The 19,213-nt window shown below is 72.6% G+C and carries 16 protein-coding genes; 8 read left to right on the top strand and 8 right to left on the bottom strand.

Annotation, left to right across the window (positions count from 1 at the left end; translation table 11 throughout):
- The first annotated feature begins 44 nt into the window (after window positions 1–44).
- A complete protein-coding gene (locus ACZ5PB_RS03935) occupies window positions 45–1,595 on the top strand; it encodes a glycosyltransferase family 39 protein (protein ID WP_468687524.1) in 1,551 nt (516 codons plus the stop codon).
- Window positions 1,596–1,630: 35 nt separating this feature from the next.
- On the opposite strand, the gene ACZ5PB_RS03930 is transcribed toward ACZ5PB_RS03935, so the two are convergent.
- From ACZ5PB_RS03930 to ACZ5PB_RS03915, 4 genes are all read right to left on the bottom strand, one after another.
- Entirely contained in the window at window positions 1,631–2,020 is a 390-nt protein-coding gene (locus tag ACZ5PB_RS03930; protein ID WP_468687522.1) for an NYN domain-containing protein, read from the bottom strand.
- Between the two features lie 112 nt (window positions 2,021–2,132).
- Window positions 2,133–4,265, bottom strand: a complete 2,133-nt coding sequence (locus ACZ5PB_RS03925) for a 3-hydroxyacyl-CoA dehydrogenase NAD-binding domain-containing protein (RefSeq protein WP_468687521.1) — start codon at window positions 4,263–4,265, stop codon at window positions 2,133–2,135.
- Entirely contained in the window at window positions 4,262–5,485 is a 1,224-nt protein-coding gene (locus tag ACZ5PB_RS03920) for a thiolase family protein (protein WP_468687519.1), read from the bottom strand. Before ACZ5PB_RS03920 ends, ACZ5PB_RS03925 begins: the two co-directional genes overlap by 4 nt.
- A 189-nt stretch (window positions 5,486–5,674) precedes the next feature.
- Complete coding sequence (locus ACZ5PB_RS03915; protein WP_468687517.1) at window positions 5,675–6,406, bottom strand: ferritin-like domain-containing protein; 732 nt, start codon at window positions 6,404–6,406, stop codon at window positions 5,675–5,677.
- A 386-nt stretch (window positions 6,407–6,792) separates the two neighbouring features.
- Between ACZ5PB_RS03915 and ACZ5PB_RS03910 the strand changes: the two genes are divergently transcribed.
- The 6 genes from ACZ5PB_RS03910 to ACZ5PB_RS03885 all read left to right on the top strand — a co-directional run bounded on the left by ACZ5PB_RS03910 (window position 6,793) and on the right by ACZ5PB_RS03885 (window position 13,025).
- Window positions 6,793–7,989, top strand: a complete 1,197-nt coding sequence (locus ACZ5PB_RS03910; protein ID WP_468687515.1) for an SAM-dependent methyltransferase — start codon at window positions 6,793–6,795, stop codon at window positions 7,987–7,989.
- A 431-nt stretch (window positions 7,990–8,420) separates the two neighbouring features.
- Complete coding sequence (locus ACZ5PB_RS03905) at window positions 8,421–9,926, top strand: glycoside hydrolase family 3 protein (protein WP_468687513.1); 1,506 nt, start codon at window positions 8,421–8,423, stop codon at window positions 9,924–9,926.
- Between the two features lie 40 nt (window positions 9,927–9,966).
- A complete protein-coding gene (locus ACZ5PB_RS03900; protein ID WP_468687511.1) occupies window positions 9,967–10,626 on the top strand; it encodes a DUF1796 family putative cysteine peptidase in 660 nt (219 codons plus the stop codon).
- A gap of 1 nt (window position 10,627) precedes the next feature.
- The gene (locus ACZ5PB_RS03895) at window positions 10,628–11,401 is read left to right on the top strand and encodes a PIG-L deacetylase family protein (RefSeq protein ID WP_468687508.1); all 774 of its coding nucleotides are present in this window, start codon (window positions 10,628–10,630) and stop codon (window positions 11,399–11,401) included.
- Complete coding sequence (locus ACZ5PB_RS03890) at window positions 11,395–12,171, top strand: ABC transporter ATP-binding protein (RefSeq protein ID WP_468687507.1); 777 nt, start codon at window positions 11,395–11,397, stop codon at window positions 12,169–12,171. The genes ACZ5PB_RS03895 and ACZ5PB_RS03890 overlap by 7 nt, the downstream gene beginning before the upstream one ends.
- On the top strand, window positions 12,168–13,025 hold the full coding sequence (locus ACZ5PB_RS03885) for an ABC transporter permease (protein WP_468687506.1): 858 nt from the start codon (window positions 12,168–12,170) through the stop codon (window positions 13,023–13,025). Before ACZ5PB_RS03890 ends, ACZ5PB_RS03885 begins: the two co-directional genes overlap by 4 nt.
- 118 nt (window positions 13,026–13,143) lie before the next feature.
- On the opposite strand, the gene ACZ5PB_RS03880 is transcribed toward ACZ5PB_RS03885, so the two are convergent.
- The 3 genes from ACZ5PB_RS03880 to ACZ5PB_RS03870 form a co-directional block, all read right to left on the bottom strand.
- A complete protein-coding gene (locus ACZ5PB_RS03880; RefSeq protein ID WP_468687503.1) occupies window positions 13,144–14,442 on the bottom strand; it encodes an HRDC domain-containing protein in 1,299 nt (432 codons plus the stop codon).
- Window positions 14,443–14,665: 223 nt separating this feature from the next.
- Window positions 14,666–15,331, bottom strand: a complete 666-nt coding sequence (locus tag ACZ5PB_RS03875; protein ID WP_468687501.1) for a LuxR C-terminal-related transcriptional regulator — start codon at window positions 15,329–15,331, stop codon at window positions 14,666–14,668.
- Window positions 15,332–15,552: 221 nt separating this feature from the next.
- Complete coding sequence (locus ACZ5PB_RS03870) at window positions 15,553–16,248, bottom strand: DUF3000 domain-containing protein (protein ID WP_468687499.1); 696 nt, start codon at window positions 16,246–16,248, stop codon at window positions 15,553–15,555.
- A gap of 91 nt (window positions 16,249–16,339) precedes the next feature.
- Here ACZ5PB_RS03870 and hemE point away from each other — a divergent pair, with 91 nt between their 5' ends.
- A complete protein-coding gene (hemE, locus tag ACZ5PB_RS03865; protein WP_468687498.1) occupies window positions 16,340–17,407 on the top strand; it encodes a uroporphyrinogen decarboxylase in 1,068 nt (355 codons plus the stop codon).
- Window positions 17,408–17,476: 69 nt separating this feature from the next.
- Here hemE and ACZ5PB_RS03860 read toward each other — a convergent pair whose 3' ends face one another.
- Window positions 17,477–18,871 carry an FAD-dependent oxidoreductase gene (locus ACZ5PB_RS03860; RefSeq protein ID WP_468687496.1) on the bottom strand — a complete coding sequence of 465 codons (1,395 nt, stop codon included), beginning with the start codon at window positions 18,869–18,871 and terminating at the stop codon, window positions 17,477–17,479.
- Window positions 18,872–19,213: the final 342 nt, after the last annotated feature.

Raw genomic sequence — 19,213 nt, 5'->3', positions numbered from 1 at the left:
ACGCGCCCCGACGGCGATCCGCGGGGCCGGATACGTTGTGGGACATGAACACCACCCAGCCTCCGACGACCGGGACCGGGAGCGGCACCGGGACGTCCGCCACCGGCACCGGGGACGCGACCGGGGCACCCGCCACCGGCCCCGTCCGGGCCGCCGCCTACTGGCTGCGGCTCCTGCCGGTCCTCGCGCTGCTGGCGGTGCTCACCCGCATCCCCTCCTTCCTCCACCCGCTCTGGAATCCGGACGAGGGCTTCCTCGCCGTCCAGGCCCGCCAACTCGCCGCCGGCGGGACGCTGTACGACACGGTCGTCGACCGCAAGCCCCCCTTCCTCCCCTGGCTGTACGAAGCCGCCTTCGCGCTCTTCGGCGACGACTCGCTCCTCCCGCTCAAGCTCCTCGCGGTCCTGGCGCTCCTCACCACCGCCGCGCTCCTCGCCTCCCTGGCCCGCCACCGCTGGGGCGACCGTGCGGGGGCGGTGGCGGGAATCCTCTTCCTGCTCATCTCGGTGGGGATGCCGCCGGAGGACACCCAGGCGGCATCCTTCGGGCTGTTCATGCTGCCCTGCACGGCACTCGCCGTGTGGTGCGCGGACCGGGGGGCCTGGACCTGGGCGGGGGTGGCGGTGGCCGCCGCGTTCCTGACGAAACAGACGGGCGGTGCGGTGCTGCTGCCGGTGCTGTGGCTGCTCTGGACGACGGCGGGAGCGACCGGGCGGCCCGGGACCCGCCCGGGAGGGCGCTCGCCCGCAGGCGGGCGGTCCCTCGCCCTCCTGCGCACCGCCCTCGGCTTCGCCGTCCCGGTGGTGGCGGTGGCGCTGGCCACCGGTCCGTCCCGCTTCCTGTTCTGGGTGGTCACGGGCTCCGGCTCGTACGCGGACCTCGCCGGCTCCGGACTGCACGCGCTCGGCCGGGGCCTGGGCAACGCGCTGATCCTGGCCGGGGCGTGCATCGGCCTGCTCGTCCCGCTGCTGCGCCGCCCGAAGGCACCGGGCGCTGACCTGTGGCTCTGGCTGGCGGCCTCCGCGGTCGCCGTGACGACCGGCTTCCACTTCTTCGGCCACTACTACCTGCAACTGATGCCGCCGCTGGCCCTGCTGGCGACGGTCGCCCTGCACGACCTGCCCCGCCGCTGGACCACCACCGCGCTCACCGTCACGGCAGTCACCTGCGCGGCCTTCGTCACCTGGGGGTTCCTCGCCCCCCGCGCCGAACTGGTCCACGCGCAGCGCGTCGCCGAAGCCATCCGCACCCGCACCGCCCCGGCCGACCGCGTCCTGGTCTGGGGCATGCACCCCGAGACGTACTGGCTGGCCGACCGCACCCCCGCGAGCCGCTATCTCACCGCGGGCCTGCTCACGAACTTCAGCGGCGGCCGGGCCGGCGACGGCGCGACGGTCGGCGAACAGTACGGGGTCGAGGGCAGCTGGACCCACTTCCGCGCCGAACTCGCCGCACACCCGCCGAAGGTCATCGTCGACGACTCCCGGGGCAAGCCGTACGGCCCCGACCGGATACCGACCCTGCGCAGGATCCTCGACGACCGCTACGTACGGGTGGCGTCGGTGGGCGGCGCGGTGGTCTACCAGCGCCGGTAGTTCCGGTAGCTCCGGTCGGCCGGTGCGGTCCCGGTTCAGGCACCGCGCACGGTACGCGGGCCCACGCACCGGGCCCCGTACTCCTCGACCCGCCGCCGCAGTTCACGGTCGGCGGTGACCACCACGCACTCCTCGTGCTCGCGCTCCGCGACGACCTCGACGATGCGGTCGTCACCGCTGCCGGGCGCGGAAACCACCCGCACCCCCGCCACCGACTCCACACCCCGGGCCGCGCCCTCCACGACCAGCACGAGATCGACGGGCCCCGGCAGTCCGTCGATCCCCTCGGCCGCGTACACCGGCAGCCGGTCCCGCAGCCGCTCGGCCGCACCGCGCCGGTCCTTCCACCAGCCGTCGGGTACGGACCCGACGACATTGGCGGCGTCCACGACGAGGAGGGGCAGGGGCGGGGGCACGGATGTCATGCGGTCAGCGTCGCACAGCCCCCCGTACCCACCGGTGTCCGGAAACGCGAAAGCGGGCTGTACGGGAGATTCCCGTACAGCCCGCCCTCAGGCAGTGCTCAGTTCATCGCACCTACGCGGGCACGCTCGCCACGCCCGCCGCCAGGAACTTCTTCCCGGTGACGCGCTCCGAGTAGCCCTCGCGGTCCAGGTACGGCGTGATGCCGCCCAGGTGGAAGGGCCAGCCGGCGCCGGTGATCAGGCACAGGTCGATGTCCTGGGCCTCGGCGACGACGTTCTCGTCGAGCATCAGGCCGATCTCCTCGGCGACCGCCGACATGACGCGGTCGCGGACCTGCTCCTCCGTCAGGACGGTGTCGCCCTGCTTCAGGAGTGCGGCGACCTCGGGGTCCAGGACCGGGGCACCCGAGTCGTAGACGTAGAAGCCGCGCTTGCCGGCCTTGACCACGGCGGCCAGGTTCGGCGAGACGGTGAAGCGCTCCGGGAAGGCGCGGTTCAGGGTCTCCGAGACGTGCAGGCCGATGGCCGGGCCGACCAGCTCCAGCAGGACCAGCGGCGACATCGGCAGGCCGAGCGGCTCGACGGCCTTCTCGGCGACGGCGACCGGGGTGCCCTCGTCGATGACGTTCTGGATCTCGCCCATGAAGCGGGTCAGGATGCGGTTGACCACGAAGGCCGGGGCGTCCTTGACCAGGACGGCCGTCTTCTTGAGCTTGCGGGCGACGCCGAAGGCCGTGGCCAGCGACGCGTCGTCCGTCTTCTCGCCGCGCACGATCTCCAGCAGGGGGAGGATCGCGACCGGGTTGAAGAAGTGGAAGCCGACGACCCGCTCGGGGTTCTTGAGCTTCGACGCCATCTCGGTGATCGAGAGGGAGGAGGTGTTCGTGGCGAGGATGGCGTGCGCCGGGGCGACCGCCTCGACCTCGGCGAAGACGGTCTGCTTGACCGACATCTCCTCGAAGACCGCTTCGATGATGAAGTCGGCGTCGGAGAAGCCCTCGGCCTTGTCCAGGACGCCCGAGACCAGCGCCTTGAGGCGGTTGGCCTTGTCCTGGTTGATGCGGCCCTTGCCGAGCAGCTTCTCGATCTCGGAGTGGACGTAGCCCACACCCTTGTCGACCCGCTCCTGGTCGATGTCGGTCAGGACGACCGGCACTTCGAGGCGGCGCAGGAAGAGGAGCGCGAGCTGCGAGGCCATCAGGCCCGCACCGACGACGCCGACCTTGGTGACCGGGCGCGCCAGGTTCTTGTCCGGCGCACCGGCCGGGCGCTTGGCGCGCTTCTGCACCAGGTTGAACGCGTAGATGCCGGAGCGCAGTTCACCGCCCATGATCAGGTCGGCGAGCGCCTGGTCCTCGGCGTCGAAACCGGCCGACAGGTCACCGGACTTGGCGGCCTCGATGATGTCCAGGGCGCGGTACGCGGCCGGGGCGGCGCCGTGCACCTTGGAGTCCGCGATGAAGCGGCCGCGCGCGACGGCGGCGTCCCAGGCCTCGCCCCGGTCGATCTCCGGGCGTACGACCTCAAGCTCGCCGCGCAGGACCGAGGAGGTCCAGATCAGCGACTGCTCCAGGAAGTCCGCGCCCTCGAAGATCGCGTCGGCGATGCCGAGCTCGAAGACCTGCTTGCCCTTGAGCTGGCGGTTCTGGTTGAGCGAGTTCTCGATGATGACCGAGACGGCCTTGTCGGCGCCGATCAGGTTCGGGAGCAGCGCGCAGCCGCCCCAGCCCGGGACCAGACCGAGGAAGACCTCGGGGAGCGAGAAGGCGGGCAGCGACTGCGACACCGTGCGGTAGGTGCAGTGCAGACCGACCTCGACGCCGCCGCCCATCGCCGCGCCGTTGTAGTACGCGAAGGTGGGGACGGCCAGGCCCGACAGGCGGCGGAAGACGTCGTGGCCGCCCTTGCCGATGGCGAGCGCGTCCTCGTGGCGCTTGAGCAGCTCGACGCCCTTGAGGTCGGCGCCGACCGCGAAGATGAACGGCTTGCCGGTGATGCCGATACCGACGATCCTGCCCTCGGCGGCCTCCTTCTCGACCTGGTCGACGGCGGCGTTGAGGTTCGCCAGCGACTGCGGTCCGAAGGTGGTCGGCTTGGTGTGGTCCAGGCCGTTGTCGAGCGTGATCAGGGCGAAGTTGCCCGCGCCGCCCGGCAGGGCGAGGTGGCGTACGTGCGCCTGCGTGACGACCTCGTCCGGGAACAGCTCGGCCGCGCCCTTCAGAAGCTCAGTGGTGGTGGTGCTCACTTGTCGTCGCCTCCGTTGAAGTGCGGGTTCTCCCAGATGACCGTGCCGCCCATGCCGAAGCCGACGCACATGCTCGTCAGGCCGTAGCGGACGTGCGGCTGCTCCTCGAACTGGCGGGCCAGCTGCGTCATCAGGCGTACGCCGGAGGAGGCGAGGGGGTGGCCGAAGGCGATGGCGCCGCCGTACTGGTTCACGCGCGCGTCGTCCTCGGCGATGCCGAAGTGGTCGAGCATGGCCAGCACCTGGACGGCGAAGGCCTCGTTGATCTCGAACAGGCCGATGTCCTCGATGGACAGGCCCGCCTTGGCGAGGGCCTTCTCGGTCGCCGGGACCGGGCCGATGCCCATGACCTCGGGCTCGACGCCCGCGAAGGCGTACGACACCAGACGCATCTTGACCGGCAGGCCCAGCTCGCGCGCGACGTCCTCGGCGGCGATCAGGGAGGCGGTGGCACCGTCGTTCAGACCGGCGGCGTTACCGGCGGTGACGCGGCCGTGCGGGCGGAACGGCGTCTTGAGGCCCGCGAGGGACTCCAGCGTCGTACCCGGGCGCATCGGCTCGTCGGTGGTGGCCAGGCCCCAACCGGTCTCGCCCGCTTCGGCGTTGGTGCGGCGCACGGACACCGGCACCAGGTCGGCCTGGATCTTGCCGTCCGCGTACGCCTTGGCGGCCTTCTCCTGCGAGCGCACCGCGTACTCGTCGGCGCGCTGCTTGGTGATCGCCGGGTAGCGGTCGTGCAGGTTCTCGGCGGTCATGCCCATGAAGAGGGCGGACTCGTCGACCAGCTTGTCGGAGACGAAGCGAGGGTTGGGGTCCACGCCCTCGCCCATGGGGTGGCGGCCCATGTGCTCGACGCCGCCCGCGAGGGCGATGTCGTACGCACCGAAGGCCACGCCGCCCGCCACGGACGTCACGGCGGTCATCGCGCCGGCGCACATGCGGTCGATCGAGAAGCCGGGGACCGAGGTCGGCAGACCGGCCAGGATGCCGGCGGTACGGCCGAGGGTCAGGCCCTGGTCGCCGATCTGGGTGGTCGCGGCGATCGCGACCTCGTCCACGCGCGCGGGGTCGAGGTCCGGGTTGCGGCGCAGCAGTTCGCGGATCGCCTTCACGACGAGGTCGTCGGCCCGGGTCTCGTGGTAGATGCCCTTCGGGCCCGCCTTGCCGAACGGGGTGCGGACGCCGTCGACGAAGACGACGTCCCTGACGGTACGAGGCACGATTGGCTCTCCTCCGGGGTGCGGGGTGGTGCTGCTGCCGGTACGCGGATGCGCCGAGGTGGGCGCACCGCACAGCCCCATGCTACTTACGAGTAACCAAGCTGCCCACCCTTCTCGGCCCAAGCGGCGAAGGTCACATTCGCGGACCGGGCCGAGGGGGCCTCGCGACGACCCCCCGTGCCGGTCCCGTCACCTCCCGCGCGGCGTTCCCGTGACGGCCCCCGCGACGTCCCGCGCGATTTCCCGTGCCCCGCCCGTCGTCTCCGCCACGAAGCGCCGCCGGCCCACCCCCAGCCGTACCAGCGCGGGCCCGTGGTCCTTCGCCACCACCACGGCGGCGCCCGCCAGCAGCCCGCGCCAGCACCACATCACCGGCCCGCGTACCGGTCGCGGCAGCTCCGCCAGCGAGGCCCGCAGCCGGGCGCAGTGGAACGGAACGTGCCGTTCCTCGTCCGCCAGGATCCGTCCCGCCACCTCGGCCGTCAGCGTGTCGTCACTCCCGTCCCGCAGGGCCCGGTAGTACCGCAGCGCCACCACCTCCGCCACCATCAGCACCAGCAGCTCCATCCGCAGCCCGAGCAGCCGCCGCAGCCGTACGAACACGGTGTCCGTCCAGTGCGAGGCGATCGTCGGGGACCCGTCCGCCGCCAGCAGCAGCCCCAGCATCCGGGCGTGGTTCTGCTCCTCCGCGACGAACAGACGCACTGCCGCCGCGTACACCGGGTCGCCCGCGCCCACGGCCTTGGCGATCAGGTTCGCCCCGTCCCCGGACTCGCCGACCTGGAACCGCTGCACGCTGCGCCGTATCGCGGGAGGCAGCCTGGCGCCGCGCTCCCACGCGGGATCGCCGAGTACCTCGCGCCGCTGTGCCCGCTCCTCGAACTCCCGTATCCACGTGTCGTACGTGCTGACCGTCTTCATGGCGGCGAGTCAATCAGCGAGACACCTCGCGGCCACCGGGGAGGCGGCGGCTGTTTCAGGGGTGTGACGAGATCGGCCCGGTCGGGCGGCCCGTGCGCCCGCCCTCCAGGGGCTGCCCGTGGCGGAAAGTGTGCGCCGCTTCCGGTCCGGTATGCGGCGCCCGGCGGGCTTCGCGGGGTGTGCGGCCAGCGGATTCACCCGGCTCGAACTGTCGTTCCCCGCACGGGAATCGAGGCCTTCCGGTTCCCTTTTCCGGCTGGAAAATTGGTCTGGACCATACTCCTCGGTAGGCCTTAGAGTCGGCTCAAGATCGCGTGCCACTGGGCCGCGAAAACCCCCTCACCTCCTCTTTTCTGCTGTGCTGTGTCTGCTGATGGGAAAAGATCTTGCTCGACTTAGTGGTCGTTCTGAGGGCCGAGGACGCTGCCCTGGACTTCCTGTCCGTGCTCTCGGAAGCGGGCTCGGGCTCGGGTCCGGCGGGCGGCGAGGTCCGCGTGCTGTGCTGCGACACCGGACACTGGCTGACCCTGCCGCCCGGCGGCAGCCTCGCCGAGCGGCTCGCCGTGCTCGCCCCGCAGGTGCGCACCCCGGACGCCCCGGCGCTCTCGCCAGGACCGGAGAAACTGGCGGAACTGCTGACCGGGGCGGCGGACGGCCGGGAGGCCCGGGTGTGGACGCACTCGCCCGCCGACAACCGCCGTGGACGCGGCCGGGTCGGCCGGGACGTCGCCGCCGCCGAACACGGTCTGCCCGTGCGGCATGCCGTCGGCTACTCCCCGTACCTCCAGTTCGTCAGTGACGAGGACCGCCCGCTGGACCGGGACCAGGTCGCCGCGAAGCTCGACTTCGTCAACCGGTACTGCGGCGAGCTGCTGAGCAGCGACTCGCCCGAATTCATGATCTACACGGCCCGCGTCCCGGCCACCGAACGCTTCTTCACCACCGAGGGGCCGCGTGAACGGGAGGGCCTGTTCGCCCTGTTGGCCAGCCTCGACGAGGAGGCGGCGACGGTGGCCGACCCGTGGGAGTTCGACACCTCCGAGTACGAGAGGACCAGGCTCGACGCCACCACCGCCTGGGTCGCCCGGCACCGACTGCCCGGCGAGGGACCGCTGGTCGAGGTGGGCGCCTGCGAGGGAGCCCTCACCGTCCGCCTCGCCGCCAAGGGGTACGAGGTCGACGCGACCGAACCCAACCCACTCTTCCGCGACCGGCTCGCGGCACGGGTCGAGAACGGCCCGCAGGGCGAGGAGATACGGGTCCACCCGCACGACCTCGCGGACCTGGCGGACCGCACCGGGGAACCGGGGCTGCCGGGAGCCGCGTACCTGCTGATCGAGATGCTCTATTACGGGCAGGACCTCGCCCTCCTGGACGACCTGCCCACCGACCTGGTCCTCCTCGCCCTGGAACCCGCCGCCCTGGCGGAGCGCGTACGCCCGTGGCTGGCCACCACCCCGCACTGGGAACTCCTGGAAGAAACAGTCCTGGTAGCCCCTGCCCTGGAACCCGTCTGCGGCGCCCGCGCCTACCTGAGCAAACGAGGCAGCACAGCCCTGACCCTACGCCGCACCACCCCCTAACCCCTCCAACACGAAACCCCACCACAAGCCCCCGGGCACGGCAGCCCCGCCCCCTGCCTGGTGGGTCCGCTACGCCCTCCCTCGGTCGGCGGGCCGCTACGCCCCCGCCCCCTCGGTCGGCGGGCCGCCCCCCCGCCCTTCACGCGGCGAAGCCGCCTACGCCCCCGAGCCCCCTTGGGCGGCGGAGCCACCCCCACCCCCGAGCCCCCTTGGGCGGCGGGGCCGCCCCCCGGGGGCGGAACGGGCGGGCAAGGGGGCGGCCCCCGACGGAGCCGCACCCCTAGCCCCCGCCCCACCTCCGCCATGGCCCCGCACCCCCCGGCCGCCCAACCCCCACCCCCGCCCGCCCCCAAGTGGCCCCGGGAGCCCCCCGTACCCCCGCCCCACCCCACCCCACCCCCAACCCCTCCTCCTCCCAAAGGTGCACCCCCATGCCCCCAACCACCCCCCTCCCCACCCTCGTAAACGCCTGCCTCCTCCCCGCCTACGACGGCCGCACCCCACCCGACTGGATCAAACACGCCCTGGACCAGGGCCTGGCCGGCGCCGCCCTCTTCGGCACCAACCTCCTCCCCGCCGGCGGCCCCCTCCGCACCGACATAGTCGACCCCCTCCGCGCCGTCCGCCCCGACGCCCTCATCGCCCTCGACGAGGAAGGCGGCGACGTCACCCGCCTCGACTACCACCGAGGCAGCATCTACCCGGGCAACCACGCCCTCGGCGCCGTCGACGACCCCGCCCTCACCCGCCAAGTGGCCGAAGCCATCGGCGACGACCTCCGCGAGACCGGCATCAACCTCTGCCTGGCCCCGTGCGCGGACGTCAACTCCCGCCCCACCAACCCGATCATCGGCGTACGCTCCTTCGGCCCCACCCCCGACCTGGTCGCCCGCCACACCACCGCCTTCGTCGAAGGCCTCCAGAGCCGCCGAGTGGCCGCCACCCTCAAGCACTTCCCGGGCCACGGCGACACCGGCACCGACTCCCACGACTGGCTGCCGGACATCCCCCGCTCGCTCGACGTCCTGCGCGCCGTCGAACTGCCCCCGTTCGCCCAGGGGTTCGCCGCAGGCGCCAAAGCCGTGATGACCGGTCACATCCGCCTCCCACACCTCGACGACCTGCCCGCCACCCTCAGCCGCCGCGTCATCACGGGACTGCTGCGCGAGGAACTCGGCTACGACGGCGTCGTCATCAGCGACGCCCTGGAAATGGCCCCGATCCGCGACCGCTGGGGCTTCGGCGGAGCCGCTGTGCTGGCCTGGTCCGCAGGGGTCGACCTGGTCCTGTTGGGCGCGACGGACGGTGAGAAGATCCTCCCCGAGGTCTACGAAGCGGTCGAACGCGCGCTGCGCGACGGAGAGTTGACGATCGACCGCCTGGAGGAGGCCGCCGCCCGCGTCGCGGCCCTGCGCGCCTGGGCAACCCCCCAGGGCCCGCGACAAGGAACCACTCCCACCCCCATCGGCCTCACCGCCGCCCGCCGAGCCCTCGCCAAGGTCGCCCTCCCCGCCCTCCCACTGCCCGGCCCCGTCCACGTCCTGCGCCTCGGCGCGGGCACCAACATGGCCGTGGGGGAGGCCCCTTGGGGAATCGCCCCGAGCCTGGACCGCCTCGGCCGACTCGCCTCCACGGCGGAGGTGGAGCCGGGCACCGCCCCCGACACCATCCCCCTCCCCGAGGGGAACGGCACCGGCACCGAGCCCATGGTCGTGGTCGTGGTCGTACGGGACGCCGCCCGCGACCCCTGGCAGCAAGCAGCCCTGGAATCGCTCCGCGCCCGCCGCCCGGACCTGATCACGGTCGAAATGGGCCTGACCCCCGCCCCACTGCCCGTCGCCCCGACCCTCCTCACCCGAGGAGCGGGCCTCGCCAACGCCATGGCGGCAGCGGAACTCCTCACCGGCCTCCACTGGACCGGCCCCTTGCGCAACTGACGTAACGAGAACCCCACCCCCGCCCGAGACGGGACACCACATGCCCCCACCACCCCCGTACGACACCTGCGTCGGCCTCGGCTACCACTGCGAGTCCACCCACCAGATCCGCCGCATCACCGGCGACGAACGCGCGCACTTCTTCGACTGGCTCGACCTCGACTTCGAGTCCGTCCTCACCCTCCTGGACACCGACTTCAGGAACGTACTGCTGCCCGGCAGCACGGAACCCTTCAGCGACGGGCTCTGCGCGCACGACCGAGGCACCGGCATCCGCTTCTTCCACGAGTTCCACCCACAGCCCGGCCAGCCCCTCACTCCCACCGACATCGAGGATCAACTCCCCACGGTCCGAGCCAAGTTCACCCACCTCGCCGACCGTTGGCGCGACCTGACCGGCTCGACCCGACGGGTGCTGTACGTCCACCACGACGCCTTCGACGAACTCGCCGACACCGACCTGGCCCGACTCCACCACCTCCTCGCCCGCCGCCACCCCGGCCACCGCTTCGCCCTGCTCTGGCTGCGCCGCACCCCGCCGGGCAGCGTGGCCGCACTGCCGCCCGGCGTCGCCTGGGACACCGTCCCCGAAGTGCCGGGCCACTGGCAGGGCGACGACCACGCCTGGGACCGCGTCTTCGCCGCCCTGGACCCCCGCACGCTCTGGCCCTCCGCCCCAACCCCCTTACGGAGCAGCTGACATGACACCCACCCCGCCCCCGGCTCCCTGGGCCACCGTCGTCCTCTCCCCGCACCTCGACGACGCCGTCTTCTCCCTCGGCGGCCTGCTCGCCACGCTCCCGGGGCCGGTCGCCGTCGTCACCGTGCACGGCGGCGCCCCCGCACCCGAAGCGCCCGTCTCCTGGTGGGACGGCGTCTGCGGGTTCTCCTCAGCACGCGAGGCGCACACGGCCCGGGTCGCCGAGGACGCCGCAGCCTGCGCCCGCCTCGGCGTCACCCAGATCCTGCTCGACCACCCCGACGGCCCCTACGCGGACGGTGCCGAGCTCACCGAACTGGACGTCTTCCTCAAGGAACTCCCCTCCACCACACAGGTGTTGGTCCCCCTCGGCAGCAACCAGCCCGACCACGAGAAGGTGCGCGTCCGGGCCATGGACGTGCTCGCCGGGCTCGGCGCCCCGCTGCCCCAGGTGTACGCGGACCTCCCGTACACCGGCCACCTCCCCGAGTGGGCCACGGACGCCGCGAGTGGCGCCCTCGCCAAGAGTCCGATGTGCGGACTCGCGTACCAGGACCTGCTCCGCACCCACCGCACCACCGTCCGCCACGACCTCCGCCTGACGGACGCCCAGTGGTCCGCCAAACGCGAGGCCGTCCAGTGCTACGGCTCCCAGCTCGCCCCGCTCGCCGCCGACCACGGCAACTTTCTGGCCCGCACCGGCCCTCTGCGCGCCGAACTCGTCTGGTCGCTGGACCCGGCGGACCCGCTGGAACCGGCGGTGACCGCATGCTGACCCCCTCCCAGGACGACCCCCGCCCCCCGGTCCTCGTCGCGGACGCCCTCGTCAAGGAGTACGCACGCGGCCGCGCCGTAGACGGCGTCACGCTCACCGTCCGGGCCGGCGAGCGTCTCGGGCTCCTCGGCCCCAACGGCGCGGGCAAGACCACCACCCTCCTCATGTGCCTCGGTGCCGTCGAACCGGACGCGGGCAGCGTGGAGATCCTCGGCCACCGGCTGCCCGGCGCCAGGGCCCGCGCCATGCAGGGCGTCGGCTTCGTCGCGGGCTACCTGCCGCTGCCCGACCGGGTGCGGGTCAGCGAGTACCTGCGGCTGTACGCGGACCTCTACGGCCTGCGGGACCCGCACACCGCCGTCGCCGAGGCCCTGGAACGGTTCGGCATCGGCCACCTCGCCGCCGCCATCGGCACCCAGCTCTCCAGCGGCCAGCGCACGCTGGTCGGCATCGCCAAGGCCGCCCTGCACCGCCCCAGCCTGCTGATCCTGGACGAGCCGACCGCCTCCCTCGACCCCGACATCGCCCTGCGCGTACGCACCGCACTGCTCGCGCTCTCCGCCGAACGCGGCACCGCGCTCCTGGTCACCAGCCACGACATGACCGAGGTCGAGCGCCTCTGCGAACGGGTCGTCTTCCTGCACGGCGGCCGCATCGCCGCCGACGGGGCACCCGCCGAAGTGGCCCGCACCTTCGGCCGCGACGACCTCGAAGGCGTCTTCCTCCACCTGGCAGCCGAGCGCGACCGAGAAAGGGCGTCCACCCCGTGACCGCCACCGCCCCACCGCCCCTCGAAGCCCCCGCCCTGCGTACCCCCGCGGCCGCCTCGGCCCACCGCGTACTGGCCGTGGCCCGACGCCACTGGCTGGTGCTCAAGCGCAGCCCGCACCGCTTCTTCGACGTCCTGGTCTGGCCCCTGGTCGACACCCTGCTCTACGGCTCGATCGGCCTCTTCGCCGCCGAGGCCGCCGGTAAGGGCCCGTCCGCCACCACCACGGTCGCCGTCTACCTCCTCAGCGGCACCGTCCTGTGGCACCTCGTCCACCAGACGCAGATCTCCCTCGCCACCGGCTTCCTGGAGGAGACCTGGTCACGCAATGTGCTGGGCCTGCTGGCCACCCCGATGCGCGACTGGGAGTACCTCGCGGGCGTCGGCGTCTTCGCCCTGGCACGCACCGCCGCCAGCACCGTCGCCGTGGCCGCGCTCGCCTTCGCCGCGTACGCCTTCGACGTCACCAGGCTCGGCCTGGGACTGATCCCGGTGGCCGCCCTGCTGCTGGCCTCGGGCTGGGCGGTGGCCCTGCTGGTCGTCGGCCTGGTGCTCCGCTACGGCAGCGGGGCCGAGGCCCTCGTCTGGGGTGCGCTGTCGGTCGTGATGCCGCTGTCGGGCGTCTTCTACCCGATCACCACGCTGCCCACGGTGCTCCAGCCGATCGCCCAGATCCTGCCGACCACGCACGTCTTCGCGGTCGGCCGCACCCTCGCCTCGGGCGGACCCATGCCCTGGGGCCAACTCGCGCTCGCCGCCGCGGGCACCGGCGTACTCATCCTGCTCAGCCTGCTCGCCCTGCGCCGCATGCTGCGCACCTTCCGCAGGCGCGGCCTGGTGACCCGCTACTCGTGACGCCCCGAGGGTCCCGAAGGTTACGTCGCCGACCCGCGCCGCCGCACCCGGCGGCGCGGGCTCTCCGGGCGCGGGCCCACGAGGTGCGGGCCCGCCGACCCCGTACGACTCACCCTGCTCACTCCGACGAAGCCGGCACCGCCGTCGCCGTCGCCGTCAGCGCCTCCACCAGCAGCGGCGTCACCAGCTCGATCTGCCACTGCCTCGCCCCGTACCCGGCCAGCGCCTCGGCCACCTTCTCGGCGGTCGCGGGCTTCGGCGGCTCCCAGCACACCCGGCGCACGGTGTCCGGGGTGATCAGGTTCTCCTGCGGCATGTTGATCTCCTCGGCCTGCGCCGAGACCGCCGCCCGCGCCGCGGACAGCCGTGCGGCCGCCGCCGGGTCCTTGTCGGCCCAGGACCGGGGCGGCGGAGGGCCCGCCACCGCCTGGCCCGGCTGCGGCAGCTCGATGTCGGGCAGCGCCTTGGCCCGGTCGATCGCGGCCTGCCACTGCTCCAGCTGACGCCGCCCCATCCGGTGCCCGAACCCGGGCAGCGCGGCCAGCACGCTCACGTTCAGCGGTACGGCGAGCGAGGCCTCGACGATCGCGGCGTCGCTGAGCACCTTCCCCGGCGACACGTCGCGCCGCTGCGCGATCTTGTCCCGGGCGGTCCACAGCTCCCGTACGACCGCGAGCCTGCGCCGACCGCGCACCTTGTGCATGCCGGACGTACGACGCCACGGGTCCTTGCGCGGCGGTGCGGGCGGCGCCTCGGCGATCGCCCGGAACTCCTGGAGGGCCCAGTCCAGCTTGCCCTGCCGGTCGAGCTCCTTCTCCAGCGCGTCCCGCAGGTCGACGAGAAGCTCCACGTCCAGCGCCGCGTACCGCAGCCACGGCTCGGGCAGCGGGCGGGTGGACCAGTCGACGGCGGAGTGGCCCTTCTCCAGGGCGTATCCGAGGAGGTTCTCGACGATGGCGCCGAGGCCGACGCGCGGGATGCCCGCGAGACGTCCGGCCAGCTCCGTGTCGAAGATGCGGGTGGGGATCATGCCTATTTCGCGCAGACAGGGAAGGTCCTGGGTCGCCGCGTGCAGCACCCACTCCGCGTCCGCGATGGCCTCGCCGAGGCCGGAGAGGTCGGGGCAGCCGACCGGGTCGATCAGCGCACTGCCCGCACCTTCGCGGCGCAGCTGCACGAGGTAGGCGCGCTGGCCGTACCGGTAGCCGGACGCGCGCTCGGCGTCGACGGCCACGGGGCCGGTTCCGGCGGCGAATGCCGCGATCACTTCGTCGAGGGCCTCCTGCGTCGCCACGACGGGGGGAATGCCCTCCCGTGGCTCCAACAGCGGGATCGGCGCCGGTTCGACGTCGTCCGGGGGGCCGCCCCCGGTGGTTCGCAGGTCTGCTTCTGCTGCGGTCTCTTGGGCGTCGGTCACCTGCCAAGGGTATCTGTGTATGGCAGGAGCCCGACGACGGAACGTTCCGTCGTCGGGCTCCTGGTGCCCGGAGGGCCTGTCGCGAGGGCCGGGCCGGGTGCCTGGAGGAACGCCCGGTGCTGACTCTCGGTGACACTGCGGGGTGCTCAGTACGCGCTCGGTGCGTGCTCAGCGGGTGATCAGTAGGCGATCAGTAGGTGATCAGTACGTGGTCCGTACCTGATCAGTGGATGATGCCGGTACGCAGCGCTACCGCGACCATGCCGGCCCGGTCGCCCGTGCCCAGTTTGCGGGCGATGCGCGCCAGGTGGCTCTTCACGGTCAGGGCGGACAGGCCCATGGAGACGCCGATGGCCTTGTTGGACTGGCCCTCGGCGACGAGACGCAGGACTTCGACCTCACGGCCGGAGAGCTCGCGGTAGCCACCCGGGTGGCTCGGGGAACCCGGGGGGCGGCGGTGCATACGGGCTGCGGCGGCCCCGATGGGGGCGGAGCCGGGGCGGCCGGGGTGGTGGCCGACGGCATTGCGGGTGCCGGTGACGACGTAGCCCTTCACACCGCCCGCGAGGGCGTTGCGCACGGCGCCGATGTCGTCGGCGGCGGACAGGGCCAGACCGTTGGGCCAGCCCGCCGCCCGGGTTTCGGACAGCAGGGTCAGGCCGGAACCGTCGGGCAGGTGGACGTCGGCGACGCAGATGTCGCGCGGGCTGCCGACGCGGGGACGGGCCTCGGCGATGGAGGACGCCTCGATGACGTCACGTACTCCGAGGGCCCACAGGTGACGGGTGACGGTGGAGCGGACGCGCGGGTCGGCCACGACGACCATGGCGGTCGGCTTGTTCGGCCGGTAGCCGACCAGGCTTGCGGGCTGCTCAAGAAGAACGGACACCAGGCCTCCGGGGAAGTGACGGGAAGGCTCCGGCTGGGGGGATCAAGCCGGGCGAACCGTGCTGGAAGGGTCAATGACCTCTTCGGCAGCAACCCCGCCCGGCTTTAGGGAAAGATCACGAATTGATGAGTAACAATTCGGGCAAATCGGATGGGTGATCGATGAAGTCCCTGATGAGGGCGGTGGACGGAGGGCCCGTCAGGCCCCCGGCCACCCGTTCCTCAGGGCGTCTGCGGGCCGCGTCGCTGCGGCAGCGACACCACGCCGTGCAGACCCTGGAACCCGGACTCCTGCCCGGTCAGCGGGGCCGGCGGCAGCCCCGCGACCTGACACAGCAGATCGCACCAGGCGGCCAGGTACGACGCCGTGTCCGGTACGCCGCCCAATCCCTCGCGCGGAGTCCAGGAGGCCCGGATCTCGATCTGGGTGGCGGGCCGCCGGTCCGAGAGCCCGCCGAAGTAGTGCGAACCGGCCCGGGTGACGGTGCCGCTCGCCTCCCCGTAGGAGAGGCCGCGCGCCTCCATCGCGCCGGTCAGCCACGACCAGCAGACCTCGGGCAGCAGCGGGTCTGCGGCCATCTCCGGCTCCAGTTCCGCCCGTACGAGCGTCACCAGACGGAAGGTGCCCTGCCAGGCGTCGTGCCCGGCCGGGTCGTGGAGCAGTACGAGGCGGCCGTCCGCCAGGTCCTCGTCGCCGTCCACGGCCGCCGCCTCCAGCGCGTACGCGTAGGGGGCGAGGCGCTTGGGCGGCTTCGTCGGGTCGACTTCCACCTCGGGACGGAGCCGGGCGGCGCGCAGTGCGTCCACCGCCTGGCGAAACGGGAGCGGGGCGGTGTTCTCCTCGGTGCCTTCCCTGTCGTCTCTGCCGTGTGGGTGACTGTGCGCGTCATCTGAAAATCGTCCCTGAGCCGGAGCCATGCGGGGAAGGGTAGGCGGAAGGGGACCCCTACGCCGGGAGGGACACCCGGCCCGGGGCGAGTGCTTCCGCGCGCGTGCGAAGATTCTGGGCGTGAGTGCCAACCAGGCCGCGAAGGGCCCCGCGCAGAGCAAGACGTACGATTCCGCCTTCCTCAAGGCGTGCAGGCGCGAGGAGGTGCCGCACACCCCGGTGTGGTTCATGCGGCAGGCGGGGCGCTCGCTGCCCGAGTACCTCAAGGTGCGCGAGGGCATTGGGATGCTGGAGTCGTGCATGCGGCCCGAGCTGGTCAAGGAGATCACCCTCCAGCCGGTGCGCCGTCACAAGGTCGACGCCGCCATCTACTTCAGCGACATCGTCGTCCCGCTCAAGGCCATCGGCATCGACCTCGACATCAAGCCGGGCGTCGGCCCCGTCGTCGCCGACCCGATCCGTACGCGCGCCGACCTGGCCCGGCTGCGCGATCTGACGCCCGAGGACGTCTGGTACGTCACCGAGGCGATCGGGATGCTCGTCGAGGAGCTCGGCGAGACCCCGCTGATCGGTTTCGCGGGCGCGCCCTTCACCCTCGCGAGCTACCTCGTGGAGGGCGGCCCGTCCCGCAACCACGAGCACACCAAGGCCATGATGTACGGCGACCCGCAGCTGTGGGCCGACCTCGTGGACCGGCTGGCCGCCATCACCGGCGACTTCCTCAAGGTGCAGATCGAGGCGGGCGCGAGCGCCGTCCAGCTCTTCGACTCGTGGGTGGGCGCGCTGGCCCCCGCCGACTACGTGAAGTCCGTGATGCCGGCCTCGGCGAAGGTCTTCGACGCGGTGTCCTCCTACGGGGTGCCCCGGATCCACTTCGGCGTGGGGACCGGTGAACTGCTCGGCCTGATGGGCGAGGCCGGCGCTGACGTCGTCGGCGTCGACTGGCGCGTCCCGCTGGACGAGGCCGCCCGCCGGGTCGGCCCCGGCAAGGCCCTCCAGGGCAACCTCGACCCCGCCGTCCTCTTCGCCACGCCGGAAGCGGTCATGGCGAAGACGGACGAGGTGCTCGCGGCGGCCGAGCGCCTGGAGGGGCACATCTTCAACCTCGGGCACGGGGTGCTGCCGTCGATGGACCCGGACGCGCTGTCCCGGCTCGTCGAGTACGTCCACACGCGGACGGCCCGCTAACGGAGCGGTCGCGGGTTGCCGGGGGGCGGGCCGCGCTTGGCGGCCCGCCTTACTGGCTTACTGGTCCGCCTAGTGGCCCGCCTTGCGGACCGCCGCCACCGCCTTGCGGGCGGCGACCAGGACCGGGTCCCAGACCGGGGAGAACGGCGGCGCGTACCCCAGGTCCAGGGCGGTCATCTGATCGACCGTCATCCTGGCGGTGAGGGCGACGGCCGCGATGTCCACGCGCTTGCCCGCGCCCTCGCGGCCGACGATCTGGACGCCGAGCAGGCGTCCCGTGCCGCGTTCGGCGGTCATCTTGACCGTCATCAGCGAGGCCCCCGGGTAGTAGCCGGCCCGGCTCGTCGACTCGATGCGTACGGTCACGAACTGCAGGCCCTCCGCCGCCGCGTCCTTCTCGCGCAGACCGGTACGGGCGATCTCCAGGTCGCAGACCTTGCTGACGGCGGTGCCGACGACCCCGGGGAACGTGCCGTAGCCGCCGCCCACGCCGGAGCCGATGATCTGGCCGTGCTTGTTGGCGTGCGTACCCAGCGGGATGTGCCGGGGGCGGCCCGACACCAGGTCGAGGACCTCGATGCAGTCGCCGCCCGCCCAGATGTCGTCGTGGCCGCGCACCCGCATGGCCAGATCGGTGACCAGCCCGCCGGACGGGCCGAGGGGGAGCCCGGCCGCCTTCGCGAGGGTGGTCTCCGGCTCGACGCCGATGCCCAGGACGACGACGTCGGCGGGGTACGTGGCCTCCTCGGTGGCCACCCCGGTGACCCGGCCGTCCGAACCGGTCAGGATCTTGGTGACCTCGGCGTTCGTCACGGTGGTGATGCCCATGTTGTTCATCGCCTCGTGGACCAGGGCGCCCATGTCCGGGTCGAGGGTGGCCATCGGCTGCTCGCCCCGGTTCAGGACGGTCACCTCGTAATCCCGGTGCAGGAGCGCCTCGGCCATCTCCACACCGATGTACCCGGCCCCGACGACGACCGCACGCCGGCCGTCCGCGCCCTCCAGGCGTTCCAGGGTTTCGATCAGGGCCCGCCCGTCCTCAAGGTTCTGCACCCCGTGCACACCGGGGGCGTCGATGCCCGGCAGCGGGGGCCGGATCGGGCGGGCGCCGGTGGCGATGACGAGCTTGTCGTAGTCCGTCCAGGAGTCGTCGCCGGTGGCGAGGTCACGGGACTTCACACGGTGGTTGGCGGTGTCGATCTCGGTGACCTCGGTACGCATACGGAGGTCGATGTCGCGGGCGCGGTGCTCGGCGGGGGTACGGGCGATGAGGTCGTCGGCGGAGTCCACTTCCCCGCCCACCCAGTAGGGGATGCCGCAGGCGGAGTAGGAGGTGTAGTGCCCGCGCTCGAACGCGACGATCTTCAGCTGGGAGGGGGAGCGGAGGCGTCTGGCCTGGGAGGCGGCGGACATTCCGGTGGCGTCGGAGCCGATGACGAGGAGGGTTTCTTGGGGCGGGGTCATGGGGGACACGGTAGACAGGTGAGGCCCCGTCACAGGCCCTGACGGGCGAGCCACTGGGTTGCTGCCGCACCTGCGACGGTCGGGTGCCCCTCCCCGCTGCGCGGACGTGCGGCTGCCGCCGCGTGGCGCCCGAAGCCGTCGGGCGGCGTCGCGCCTGCGGCGGGCGAGTGCCCCTCCCCGCCCCTTCCCTAGACCGCTGGCCGCGGGGCCGGGGGTTCGTTACGTGCGGGCCGGTGTGTGGTTGCTCGCGCAGTTCCCCGCGCCCCTGAGTACTCAGGGGCGCGGGGAACCGCGCGGCCAACCACGTATTGCCCTCCCACGACCACCAGCCGTGGCCGGGGC

The sequence above is a fragment of the Streptomyces sp. NPDC032721 genome, assembly GCF_055579625.1.
This window is presented reverse-complemented; position numbering and strand designations above follow the sequence as displayed.